The organism is Pseudomonas sp. BYT-1 (assembly GCF_023611805.1).
Taxonomy (GTDB): Bacteria; Pseudomonadota; Gammaproteobacteria; order Pseudomonadales; family Pseudomonadaceae; genus Aquipseudomonas; species Aquipseudomonas guariconensis.
On sequence record NZ_CP072559.1, the window covers coordinates 1,006,463 to 1,017,824 of the forward strand.

Here is an 11,362-nt window from a genome sequence, read left to right on the forward strand (position 1 = left end):
TGGCGGGGCTTGTGTGGTGCAAAAGGGAATCAATATCATTGGCGGCCTTACTACCTCTCAGGTGCCACCGTCATGCTGCTTCACATTCCCGGTCTGTTCGACGCCGACGAACTCTCCCGCATCCGTGAGGCGCTGGAGCAGGCGGACTGGGCCGACGGCAAGGTCACCGCGGGTTATCAGTCGGCTAAGGCCAAGCACAACCTGCAGTTGCCAGAAGGGCACGCGCTGGCCAAGGAGATCGGCAGCGCCTTGATCGATCGTCTGTGGCGCAATCCGCTGTTCATGTCTGCGGCATTACCGCACAAGGTGTTTCCACCGCTGATCAACTGCTACCGCGAAGGCGGCAATTTCGGCTTCCACATCGACAACGCGCTGCGTCAGCCCAAGGGCAGCGCCGAGCGGATACGCACGGATGTCTCTTCTACGTTGTTCTTGAGCGATCCGGACAGCTATGACGGTGGCGAACTCGTCATCCAGGACACCTATGGTGTGCAGCAGGTCAAGCTGGCGGCCGGCGACATGGTGCTGTATCCGGGCACCAGCCTGCACAAGGTCAATCCGGTTACCCGTGGGGCGCGCTATGCGGCGTTTTTCTGGACCCAAAGCCTGGTGCGCGAGGACAGCCAGCGCACCTTGCTGTTCGAGATGGACAATGCCATCCGCCAATTGACCGCCGATGTCCCCGATCACCCGTCGTTGCTGCAACTGACCGGCACCTATCACAACCTGCTGCGCCGCTGGGCCGAGGTCTGAGCCGTGTCATATCAGTTGCGTCGTGAGGAAGTCGTCGATATCGCAGGTCTGCAAGCCATGCTCGAACAAAGCCCTGGCAAGGCGGCCCAAGCCATCCTGGCCGCGGCGCAACGGGGGGTTGTCGAGGCGCAGTTGATGCTCGGGCAGATTCTGCTGGATGGCCGCGGCATCGAGCAGGACCGGGCGCTGGCGCGGCAGTGGTTTGCTATAGCGGCCCAAGGCGCAAGCGCCATGGGGCACAACATGCTGGGACGATGCCTGGAGCATGGCTGGGGCGGGGAAAGCGACCTGCGGATGGCCGCTGCTCACTATCGCCAGGCGGCTGACGCCGGTCTGGACTGGGGGCTGTACAACTATGCCAACCTGCTGGCTACCGGGAGAGGCGTCGCTGTGGACCAGGCTCTGGCGTTGAGCTGTTATGAAAAGGCGGCGCACTTGGGCCATGCCAAGTCGATGAACCTGTATGGCCGTTACCTGGAGCAGGGGATCGCCACCGCTGCCAGTCCGGTGCGCGCGGTGCGCTGGTATCGCCGTTCGGCTGAGGCGGGTGATTTTCGCGGCATGTTCAGCCTGGCGATGGTACTGGTCGAACGTGGGCAGTTGGCCGAGGCCCAGCCTTGGTTGGAGCGGGCGCGGGTCGAGGGGAACCTGAATTTTCTGCGCAGTGCCTTGGTGACCTTGCAGCACGCGGGGCCGATGCTGATGGCGTTTGCCGCGCGGTATGCCCAAGAGCTGCAAAGGCGTAAGCCTTGAAGGCGTCTGTCTTTACAGTCCTTCGCGTAAATCCGCTCCACCAGGCCCGTAATGGACTTGATGGGGCGGGTTTACCCACGAAGAAGGCGCACATGAAAACGGGGCCTCGCGGCCCCGTCTTGCATTACAGGTAGTAGGCCTTCAGCGGCGGGAAGCCGTTGAACTCCACCGCGCTGTAGCTGGTGGTGTAGGCGCCGGTGGACAGCCAGTAGAGGCGGTCACCGATGGCCAGGTTCAGTGGCAGGCCGTACTTGTAGTGCTCGTACATGATGTCGGCGCTGTCGCAGGTGGGGCCGGCGATGACCACTTCTTCGGTCTCGCCTTTCTTCTCGGTCCAGATCGGGAACTTGATCGACTCGTCCATGGTTTCGATCAGGCCGGAGAATTTGCCCACGTCGGTGTAGATCCAGCGTTCGACAGCGGTGCGCGACTTGCGTGCCACCAGCACCACTTCGCTGACCAGGATGCCGGCGTTGGCGATCAGCGAGCGACCTGGCTCGAGGATGATTTCCGGCAGGTCGTCACCGAAGTCTTCTTTGAGGAAGCGGATGATTTCCTCGGCGTAGGTTTCGAGGCTGTTGGTACGGGTGATGTAGTTGGCCGGGAAACCACCGCCCATGTTGATCAGCTTGAGCTCGATGCCGTCTTCTTCCTTCAGGCGCTCGAAGATCACCTTGACCTTGGCGATGGCCGCGTCCCAGACGCTGATGTCGCGCTGCTGGGAGCCGACATGGAAGGAGATGCCGTAAGGCACCAGGCCCAGGTCACGGGCCAGGATCAGCAGGTCCATGGCCATGTCGGTCTGGCAGCCGAACTTGCGCGACAGCGGCCAGTCGGCAGTGGTGGAGCCTTCGGTGAGGATGCGCACGTAGACTTTCGAACCCGGTGCGGCCTTGGCGATGTTGCGCAGGTCCGCCTCGGAGTCGGTGGCGTACAGGCGCACGCCCTTCTCGTAGAAGTAGCGGATGTCCTTGGACTTCTTGATGGTGTTGCCGTAGCTGATGCGGTCGGCGGTGACACCACGGCCCAGCACTTTGTCCAGCTCGTAGATCGAGGCGATATCGAAGCTCGAGCCTTTTTCCTTGAGCAGGTCGATGATCTCGACTGCCGGGTTGGCCTTGACCGCGTAGTAGACCTTGGCGAATTCGAAGCCTGCGCGCAGGTCGTCATAGGCCTGGCTGATCATCTGGGTGTCGATGAGTACGAACGGGGTTTCCTGCTTGTCGGCGAACGCCTTCATCTTCTGGAAGGTGTCACGCGCGAAATAGTCTTCGACCTGGATCGACATGCTGAGGGACTCCATGGGCAAACTGAAAAATTAAGTGGTGCAAACTGAACGTCCTCCGTATCCCCACTTTGGTTCGCCTACTTCCCAAGGCATGTCGCCGAAAGCAAAAAGGTCAACCGTGCCCGTGAAGCGGAGCGGCGGGTGACCTTGCTGTCTCGTCGTCAGTACTTGAGCCGGATGGATCGTTTCCAGCATGGACGTTCGGCGCGCACTTTAGGGCGTGAGGAATGCAGAATCAACAGGCAATCCCGGCACGTTCGTCGCGTTTTGGCCACCTGCCACTGGAATAACCGACCTGTGTGAACGGCTGATGTTCCCAAGCGTAAAGAATTGTGGAATGGACCGCGCCGCCCCCTTCAGAGGCGAGCCCCCGAAAAAGACGCCATGGTGTTCTCTTGGCGACGCGAGACCGAGCAAAGGCAACAGATCGATGGCGCCAAAGTGTTCATATTTATGGCCACTTGAGGGGCGCGTCAGATCGACCGAAATTCCTATAAATTTTTTGTTACCGATCTCTAGGTCGGGCTGGGTCATCGTTGATTTGCCGTCGTTTATGAGAAGCATTACTATTCGCGACCTTGTACCTGCCCCTAGATGGCCTCGACCATGTCTGGACACAAAGGCTTCCTCGATCACTATCACGAGCTGATCGGCACCTGGACGCGCAAGCTGCGCAACCGTCCACAGGCCGAGGACCTCGCCCATGACGCTTTCGTGCGGGTGCTGGAAAACCCGCGAGAGGTCATCGAGCAGCCGCGCGCCTACCTGCACCAGACGGCCCGCAACATTGCCGTCGACGGTTACCGCCGTGAGGACCGGCGCCAGGCCTTGGAAGAGGAGATGTTCGATGAAGGCGCCGCAGGCAATGGTGATCCGGAAGCCTATGTACATGCCCTGGAACTGGCCGACAGCGTCGAGCGCGCCCTGGCCGAGCTGCCGGTCAATTGCCGGCAGGTGTTCGTCTGGCAGAAGCTCGAGGGGCTGACCCAGGCGGAGATTGCCGAGCGCATGGGCCTGAGCAAGAACATGGTCGAAAAGTATATGATCCGCACGCTCCGGCATCTGCGTGAGCACCTGGATGTGTCCACCCGATGAGTCAGGAGACCCTTTGCATGAAACAGCCCGGCGCCGAAGACGTGCGTGAGCAGGCCGCCGAATGGTTCGCGCGTATCCAGGATGCGCCGGGAGATACCCAGCTGCAGGCGCGCTTGCATCAGTGGCTTAAGGCCGATCCTCGCCACCGCCAGGAGTACGGCCTGCTCGAGCGGTTGTGGCAGGCCGCCGACCACATCCCGCCCCAGCGCCTGGAGGCGCTGTGCGTTCCTGAGCCTGTGCGGCATCTGCCCCGTCGGCGTTTCCTGCAGCAGGCCCTGGCGGCGGGAGTGGGCGCCGCCGCCCTTGGATTGGGCTGGCGTGGCTGGCAATACACCCGCGAAAACCATAGCGAAGACCTGCAGACCGCCTTGGGCGAGCGCCGTGATATCGAGCTGCCGGACGGCTCGCAGCTGCAACTCAATGGCGCGACTCGCCTGGGCGTGAGGTACAGCGCCGGGCAGCGACAGGTCGTGCTCGAAGCGGGTGAAGTGATGTTCAGCGTCGCCCACGACAGCGCACGGCCTTTCGTGGTCGACACCGCTCAGGGACGCGTCACCGTAACCGGGACCCGTTTCGATGTGCGCCTGGACCGCGGGCACACCCGGGTGGCCGTGGAACAGGGCTCCGTCAAGGTGGAAGGGGCTTCGGGTCCATCGGCGCAGCTCACCGCGGGCCTGGGCGCGCATATCGATCCGCAAGGGCAGGTCGTGGCGCCGTACCCTGTGGATGCGGCTGTCGTGACGGCCTGGCGTCACGGCAAGCTGGTGTTCGATAACGCCACCTTGGCCGAGGTGGTGGCGGAAGTCTCCCGTTACCGCAGCCAGCCACTGCGCGTCGCCCCTGGCAAGGCGGCGGGCCTGCGCCTGTCCAGCACCTTCAGTGTCGATGACACCGACGCGCTGCTTCGGGCCCTGCCGAGCATTTTGCCGGTGGCCATCAAGACCCACGGCGACGGCTCCAGCGAAATTATCGCGAAATAAATTCAGGTTTTTTTTCACTCGTTCGTCTTCCTCGCCAGCTGCAACTGCCAAGCATTTCCATTTGCGTGTGGTTGGCGTTCATCCGGACTTTCAGGATTCTTCGACGACGTGAATAACAACAAGCCTTTCCTGCGTTTGCCTTCCCTCGCGCTGGCCCTGGCGATCAGTGCCGCCACGGCCAATGCCTACGCCGAACAAACGCCGGCGACGATCCAAATCCAGGCTCAGCCCCTGGCTTCGGCCTTGAGCCAGTTGGGGCAACAGACCAACCTGCAATTGTTCTTCAGCCCTGAACTGGTGGCGGGCAAGCAGGCCCCGGCGGTCTCGGGAAATCTTGCGCCGGAGCAGGCGCTGCAACAATTATTGCAAGGCAGTGGGCTGACCTATGAGCTGTCCCAGGGCACCGTGGTGGTCAAGCCGGCCGAGAGCGCAGGCGTGTTGACCACCGGCAGCCTTGAGCTGGCGCCCACCGACGTCAAAGTGGTCGGCGACTGGCTGGGGGATGCCCAGCAGAGCGTGGTACAGAACCATCCCGGCGCGCGCACCGTGGTGCGTCGTGAGGCCATGGTGGAAAAGGGCGCGATGAACGTACGCGACGTGCTGCGCGGCATCCCCGGTGTGCAGGTCCAGGATTCCAATGGCACCGGTGGCAGCGACCTGTCGCTCAACGTGGGTGTGCGCGGACTGACATCACGCCTGTCGCCGCGCTCGACGGTGTTGATCGACGGTATCCCCGCCGCGTTCGCGCCCTATGGCCAGCCACAGCTGTCCATGGCGCCAATTTCCTCGGGCAACCTCGACAGCATCGATGTGGTTCGCGGCGCAGGCTCCGTGCGCTATGGCCCGCAGAACGTCGGCGGGGTGATCAACTTCGTGACCCGTGCCATCCCGGAGAAAGCTTCGGGTGAGTTGTCCACAACGCTGGAAACCTCTCGCCATGGCGGCTGGAAACACACCGAGTCGGCATTTGTCGGCGGCACTGCCGATAACGGCATGGGTGTGGCATTGCTCTATACCGGCGTGAACGGCAACGGTTACCGCAGCAGCAACAATGGCAATGACATCGACGACGTCATCCTCAAGACCCACTGGGCGCCCACCGACAGCGACGAGTTCTGGCTCAACTTCCATTACTACGATGGTCGGGCCGACATGCCCGGTGGCCTGACCCAGGCGCAGTTCGACCAAGACCCCTTCCAGTCGGTGCGCGACTACGACTACTTCGCCGGCCGTCGCAAGGACGTGTCGTTCAAGTGGCAGCGTCAGCTCGACGAGGCCACCCAGTTCGAAGTGCTGACCTATTACACCGACAGCTTCCGCGGCAGCTCCATCGCCGACCGCACCATGAAGACCCTGTCGTCGTACCCGCGCAATTACCATACCTTCGCCATCGAGCCGCGCCTGTCGCGGATCTTCTTCGCCGGCCCTACCACCCAGGAAGTCAGCGTCGGCTATCGCTACCTGAAGGAAGCCATGCGCGAGCAGTCTTCGCAGCTGGCGCTGATCGACAACGTGCCGACGCCGGTCCCGGGTTCCGACGGCCATGTCATCCAGGACCGCAGCGGGGGCACCGAAGCCAGTGCCTACTACATCGACGACAAGATCGACGTCGGCAACTGGACCATCACCCCCGGCATCCGCTTCGAGCACATCAATACCGACTGGCGCGACCGCCCGGTGCTGGATGGAGACTACCAGCGCGTCCCTGAGAAAAACCGCAGTGTCACCAGCAACGAACCCCTGCCAGCATTGAGCGTGATGTATCACCTGTCCGATGCCTGGAAGCTGTTCGCCAACTACGAGACCTCTTTCGGCAGCCTGCAGTACTTCCAGCTTGGGCAAGGTGGTAAAGGCGACAGCACCGCCAATGGCCTGGAGCCGGAAAAGGCCAAGACCTACGAGATCGGCACGCGTTATGACGATGGCCATTTCGCGGGCGAGCTGACCGCGTTCTACATCGACTTCGACGACGAGCTGCAATACATCAGCAACGAGGTCGGCTGGACCAACCTGGGGGCGACCAAGCACCAGGGCATCGAAGCTGCCGTGCGTTATGACCTGTCCGGGTTGGATGCACGCCTGCAAGGGCTGACGGCCAATGCAGGCTACACCTATACCCGCGCCACCTATGAAGGCGAGATCCCTGGCTTCAAAGGTCGTGACCTGCCGTTCTACTCCCGCCAGGTGGCCACGGCGGGGCTGCGCTACGAGATGAACCGCTGGACCTGGAATCTGGATGCTTATGCCCAGTCCAAGCAGCGCTCGCCAGGCACGGGGATCACCAATGGCCAGTTCAACGGCAACTACATCACCGAGCCGAGTGCCGATGGACGGTTCGGCGATATTCCGGGTTATGTCACCTGGCATGCCCGTGGTGGGTATGACTTCGGACCGCAGCTATCGAACCTGAAGCTGGCGGCGGGCGTGAAGAACCTCTTCGACAAGCAGTACTACACCCGCTCCAGCGACAACAACGCCGGGCTCTATGTGGGGGAACCGCGCACCTTCTATGTGCAGGCCAGTGTAGGGTTCTGACACCAGTGGTGCCTGATTCGCAGGTAAATCCGCTCCTGCAAATACAACGCTATTGGCTGTAGGAGCGGGTTTACCCGCGAAGCGGTCGGCACAACCGACACGCCTATTAGAGGGCGACAACCGCCTCTGCCGGCGAAACGATACTGGTCTTGCCCCCACGCGAACGCCCCGAACTCAGGTAGGCCGCAATGGACTCCTGGGTCACCTCGCCTAGGAACACCTGCTCGGCATCGAGCACCGGCAACCAGGCACGATTGAACTCATACATCCGCGACAGGAGGATGCGCAGGTGTTCGTCGTGGGCTGCGGTGGCGTTGAACGGGCGCAGGAAATCGCCACAGCTCCCTTGCTGGCGATGCAGGTCGCGCCTGCGCACGTATCCCAACGCCCGGTTCTGCGCATCGGTGACCACCACGTAGCGGCGGTCATGCTCGTCCATCAGCTCCAGGGCATCGCTCACGGGCGTCTCGGGGCTCAGGGACGGGGCGTTGTCTGCGGCATCCTCGGCACGGACCAGCAACAGGCGCTTCAAGGTGCTGTCCTGGCCGACGAAATTGCTCACGAAGTCATCCACCGGATGGGCCAGCAAGGTGTCCGGGTGGTCGAGCTGCAGCAGTTTGCCGGCGCGGAAGATGGCGATCTTGTCGCCCAGCTTGATCGCCTCGTCGATGTCATGGCTGACCATGATCACGGTCTTGTTCAGCGCCCGTTGCATCTCGAAGAACTCGTTCTGGATCATCTCGCGATTGATCGGGTCGACCGCGCCGAAAGGCTCATCCATCAGCAACACCGGTGCCTCGGCGGCCAAGGCACGGATCACGCCGATCCGCTGTTGCTGGCCGCCCGAAAGTTCACGCGGGTAGCGCTGCAGGTACTGCTTGGGCTCGAGCTTGATCATGTGCATCAGCTCGCGGGCGCGCTCGTGACATCTTTGCTTGTCCCAGCCCAGCAAGCGCGGGACGACTGTGATGTTTTCCTCGATGGTCATGTTCGGGAACAGGCCGATCTGCTGGATCACGTAGCCAATGTGGCGGCGCAGGGTCACCTCGTCTAGGGCGCTGGTGTCCTCGCCGTTGATCAATACCTGGCCGCTGGTCGGTGTGATCAGGCGGTTGATCATTTTCAGGGTTGTGCTCTTGCCGCAGCCCGAGGGGCCGAGAAACACGCAGATTTCGCCTTCGTTGACGGTGAGGCTGACCGCGTCGACGGCTTTGACGTCCTTGCCGTTGACGTTGAAGGTCTTGCTGAGGTTCTTCAGTTCGATCATGGGCGCAGTCCTTCCGGAGTCAGGGCACGTTGCAGGGTTTGCAGAAGCAGGTCGGCGATGATCGCCAGCAGGCTGACCAGCACGGCGCCGACCAGCAGCATGGACATGTCGCTGCGGCTGATGGAGGTGAGGATGAGTACACCCAGGCCGCCGGCGCCGATGGTGGCGGCGATGGTCATCACGCCGATGTTCATCACCACGGCGGTGCGCACGCCGGCGAGAATCACCGGCACCGCGATGGGCAACTCGACCATGCGCAGGCGCTGGCCGAAGGTCATGCCGATGCCGCGCGCCGCTTCACGGATGCCAGGTTCGACATTGGTCAGGGCCAGATAGGTGTTACGCATGATCGGCAGCAGCGAATAAAGGAATACCGCCGTGATCGCGGGCAATGGCCCCAGGCCCTGGCCGAACTTGGAGTAGAACGGCAGCAGCAGGCCGAACAGGGCGATCGAAGGGACGGTCAGCAGCACCGTGGCGCTGGCCTGCAGGGGGCCAGCCAAGGATGGGAAGCGGGTCATCAAGACCCCCAAGGGCACCCCGACCAAGATCGCCAGGCCCACGGCCACGCCCACCAGGGTGATGTGCTGGCCGGTCAAGTGCAGCACTTGGAACCAGTCCAGATGCGTGAACGTATCGAGCAGGTTCATGGCTGTACCTCGCTGATCGGGTGCTCGCGCAGAAATGCCGCGGCCACGGTCGCCGGGCTCTGGTGCTCGACATCGACCTTGGCGTTGAGTGCACGCATGGTCTGGTCGTCGAGCAGCTCGGCCAGAGGCTTGAGCAGGTCGGCCAGGCGCGGGTTGGCGTCGAGCGTCTGTTGGCGCACCACCGGGGCGGCGGTGTAGTCGGGGAAGTAGTGTTTATCGTCTTCGAGCAGCTTGAGGTTGAACGCGTTCAGGCGCCCGTCGGTGGTGTACACCAGGCCGGCGAAGACTTGGTTATTGCGCATCGCGGTATAGACCAAGCCGCCGTCCATCTGCCGAATGTTGCGCCGGTCGAGCGGCAGGTCATACAACTCGCGCAGCCCCACCAGGCCGTCCGGCCGGTTGGCGAACTCAGTGTCCAGTGCCACCAGGTGGTTGCGCTCATGCTCGTCGCGCAGCACCCGCTGCAACTGACTGATGGTGTTGAGCTGCGGGTAAGCCTTGGCCACGGCTTGGGGCAGGCCCAGGGCATAGGTGTTGCTGAATTTCGACGGGGTTAGCCAGACCAGGCCCTTCTCGGCGTCCAGTGCCTTGACCCTGGCGTAGGTGGCCTCGGCGCTGGGCATGCGTTCGTCGATGTGGTTGTAGGAGACCAGCGAAACCCCGGTGTATTCCCACATCAGGTCGAGTTGGCCGGTTTCCTGGGCCTGGCGTGCAATATTGCTGCCCAGGCCTTCGGTGACGCGCACGGTGTAGCCGTTGGCGCGCAGGTATTGGGCGGTGATTTCAGCGAGCACGGTCTGTTCGGTGAAGACCCGCGCGCCGATGCGAATCAGCGGTTTTTCCGCGGCCTGGGAGAGCCCTGCGAATAGCATGGCCGCGCCCAGGAGCAAGGCGATTTTCTTGTTCATTGGTTCCCTCTTTTTATTGGGACAGGCCGCGTTCCAGCCAGCGCTTGCTGGAAAGGCTCACCAAGGCATCGAGCGCCAGTGCCAGCAAGGCCGTGCAGGCTGCGCCCAGCAACAGTTGCGGCTGGTTGTTCAGGGCGATGCCGGGGAAGATCAGGCTGCCCAGGCTGTTGGCGCCGATCAGGAAGGCCAGGGGGGCCGTGCCCACGTTCAGCGCCAGGGCCACGCGCACACCGCCGACGATGATCGGCACAGCGTTGGGCAGCTCTACCTGCCAAAGTTGCTGGCGCGCGGTCATGCCGATGCCGGTGGCCGCTTCCTTGAGTGAGGCGGGGACGTTCTTCAGGCCTTCGTAGGTGTTGCGCACGATGGGCAGGAGGGAGGCGAGGAACAGGGCGAAGATCGCAGGGCCTGCGCCGATGCCCAGGACACTCAGGGCAATGGCCAGGACGGCCAGGGGAGGGATGGTGTTGCCAACGTTGAACAGCTGCATGAAGCGCTCGGCCTTGTCGACCCTGTGCGGTCGACTCAAGGCAATGCCGGCGGGGATACCCACGGCTAACGCCGCCGCCATCGAAGCCAGCACCAGCACCAGGTGCGCTTGCAGATAGAACCAAAGGTCTTCGCGATAACGCGCGAAGGTATCGATGCCGATCCAGTGGACCAGCAGGGCCAGGATGACGAGCACGGCGGCCCATCCCAACAGCCCTTTGCCATAGCGTTCAGCCACAGGCGGACTCCTTTTCAGTCGGCGAACACACTCCCGTGGCGGGCGCCATACCTGGCGCCAGGCAGTGTGGTCGCGAGTAGCAGCGTGACGCACTGAAGACAGGCGGTCACGCCATGAGCCGAACCCCGTCGGGCCCGAAATGCAGATGAAACACGCCCTGAACCGAGGCGGGTTGCAGGGGAGTGGACGTCTCCGAGGCGTTAAAGGTTCCCATCTGAAGAGGCGTTTGGCCAGTGTTAATCACTGGCTCTTCAGAAAAATCACGCGATAAAAAAGCGTGGATAGCACGTGGAGGCGTTGAAGTACCTGCTATTCGGCGGTTTGCCGTACGGCGACTTGGCTGGGCAATTTTCTTGTTATTCGCTTGAGTCGAGGCTCTCGGCGGAACACTTGAGCTTGAACCGCA

At 62.4% G+C, this 11,362-nt stretch carries 11 protein-coding genes; 5 read left to right on the forward strand and 6 right to left on the reverse strand.

What is annotated here, in order from left to right; genetic code table 11:
- Positions 1 to 72 precede the first annotated feature (72 nt).
- Complete coding sequence (locus J5X93_RS04580) at positions 73 to 753, forward strand: Fe2+-dependent dioxygenase (RefSeq protein ID WP_070577067.1); 681 nt, start codon at positions 73 to 75, stop codon at positions 751 to 753.
- 3 nt (positions 754 to 756) lie between these two features.
- Positions 757 to 1,506: a tetratricopeptide repeat protein gene (locus J5X93_RS04585; RefSeq protein ID WP_090345292.1), complete on the forward strand. Its 750-nt coding sequence runs from the start codon at positions 757 to 759 to the stop codon at positions 1,504 to 1,506.
- Positions 1,507 to 1,630: 124 nt separating this feature from the next.
- On the opposite strand, the gene J5X93_RS04590 is transcribed toward J5X93_RS04585, so the two are convergent.
- Together J5X93_RS04590 and J5X93_RS04595 are read right to left on the reverse strand one after the other, a co-directional pair.
- Complete coding sequence (locus J5X93_RS04590; RefSeq protein ID WP_043208127.1) at positions 1,631 to 2,794, reverse strand: type III PLP-dependent enzyme; 1,164 nt, start codon at positions 2,792 to 2,794, stop codon at positions 1,631 to 1,633.
- Between the two features lie 213 nt (positions 2,795 to 3,007).
- Positions 3,008 to 3,328, reverse strand: coding sequence for a hypothetical protein (locus J5X93_RS04595; protein WP_139205752.1), 321 nt, complete (start codon positions 3,326 to 3,328; stop codon positions 3,008 to 3,010).
- A 60-nt stretch (positions 3,329 to 3,388) separates the two neighbouring features.
- Between J5X93_RS04595 and J5X93_RS04600 the strand changes: the two genes are divergently transcribed.
- The 3 genes from J5X93_RS04600 (at position 3,389) to J5X93_RS04610 (ending at position 7,404) form a co-directional block, all read left to right on the forward strand.
- Positions 3,389 to 3,889 (forward strand): RNA polymerase sigma factor, encoded by a 501-nt coding sequence (locus J5X93_RS04600; protein ID WP_043208129.1) that lies wholly within the window; start codon positions 3,389 to 3,391, stop codon positions 3,887 to 3,889.
- Between the two features lie 17 nt (positions 3,890 to 3,906).
- Positions 3,907 to 4,869, forward strand: coding sequence for a FecR family protein (locus J5X93_RS04605; protein ID WP_043208130.1), 963 nt, complete (start codon positions 3,907 to 3,909; stop codon positions 4,867 to 4,869).
- A gap of 108 nt (positions 4,870 to 4,977) precedes the next feature.
- The gene (locus J5X93_RS04610; RefSeq protein WP_090345295.1) at positions 4,978 to 7,404 is read left to right on the forward strand and encodes a TonB-dependent siderophore receptor; all 2,427 of its coding nucleotides are present in this window, start codon (positions 4,978 to 4,980) and stop codon (positions 7,402 to 7,404) included.
- Positions 7,405 to 7,510: 106 nt separating this feature from the next.
- On the opposite strand, the gene J5X93_RS04615 is transcribed toward J5X93_RS04610, so the two are convergent.
- The 4 genes from J5X93_RS04615 to J5X93_RS04630 are packed head-to-tail and all read right to left on the reverse strand — an operon-like array spanning position 7,511 to position 10,956.
- Positions 7,511 to 8,671 carry an osmoprotectant ABC transporter ATP-binding protein OsmV gene (locus J5X93_RS04615; RefSeq protein WP_090345298.1) on the reverse strand — a complete coding sequence of 387 codons (1,161 nt, stop codon included), beginning with the start codon at positions 8,669 to 8,671 and terminating at the stop codon, positions 7,511 to 7,513.
- Positions 8,668 to 9,321, reverse strand: a complete 654-nt coding sequence (locus J5X93_RS04620) for an ABC transporter permease (RefSeq protein ID WP_043208136.1) — start codon at positions 9,319 to 9,321, stop codon at positions 8,668 to 8,670. Before J5X93_RS04620 ends, J5X93_RS04615 begins: the two co-directional genes overlap by 4 nt.
- Positions 9,318 to 10,229 (reverse strand): glycine betaine ABC transporter substrate-binding protein, encoded by a 912-nt coding sequence (locus J5X93_RS04625; protein WP_043208137.1) that lies wholly within the window; start codon positions 10,227 to 10,229, stop codon positions 9,318 to 9,320. Before J5X93_RS04625 ends, J5X93_RS04620 begins: the two co-directional genes overlap by 4 nt.
- Positions 10,230 to 10,242: 13 nt before the next feature.
- A complete protein-coding gene (locus tag J5X93_RS04630) occupies positions 10,243 to 10,956 on the reverse strand; it encodes an ABC transporter permease (protein WP_043208139.1) in 714 nt (237 codons plus the stop codon).
- Between the last annotated feature and the right edge of the window lie 406 nt (positions 10,957 to 11,362).

Bases quoted from the DNA above. Each gene is read 5' to 3' on its own strand.
- J5X93_RS04580 (WP_070577067.1), top strand. From the start codon at position 73: ATGCTGCTTCACATTCCCGGTCTGTTCGACGCCGACGAACTCTCCCGC.
- J5X93_RS04590 (WP_043208127.1), bottom strand. From the start codon at position 2,794: ATGTCGATCCAGGTCGAAGACTATTTCGCGCGTGACACCTTCCAGAAG.
- J5X93_RS04595 (WP_139205752.1), bottom strand. From the start codon at position 3,328: ATGACCCAGCCCGACCTAGAGATCGGTAACAAAAAATTTATAGGAATT.
- J5X93_RS04600 (WP_043208129.1), top strand. From the start codon at position 3,389: ATGGCCTCGACCATGTCTGGACACAAAGGCTTCCTCGATCACTATCAC.
- J5X93_RS04605 (WP_043208130.1), top strand. From the start codon at position 3,907: ATGAAACAGCCCGGCGCCGAAGACGTGCGTGAGCAGGCCGCCGAATGG.
- J5X93_RS04615 (WP_090345298.1), bottom strand. From the start codon at position 8,671: ATGATCGAACTGAAGAACCTCAGCAAGACCTTCAACGTCAACGGCAAG.
- J5X93_RS04620 (WP_043208136.1), bottom strand. From the start codon at position 9,321: ATGAACCTGCTCGATACGTTCACGCATCTGGACTGGTTCCAAGTGCTG.
- J5X93_RS04625 (WP_043208137.1), bottom strand. From the start codon at position 10,229: ATGAACAAGAAAATCGCCTTGCTCCTGGGCGCGGCCATGCTATTCGCA.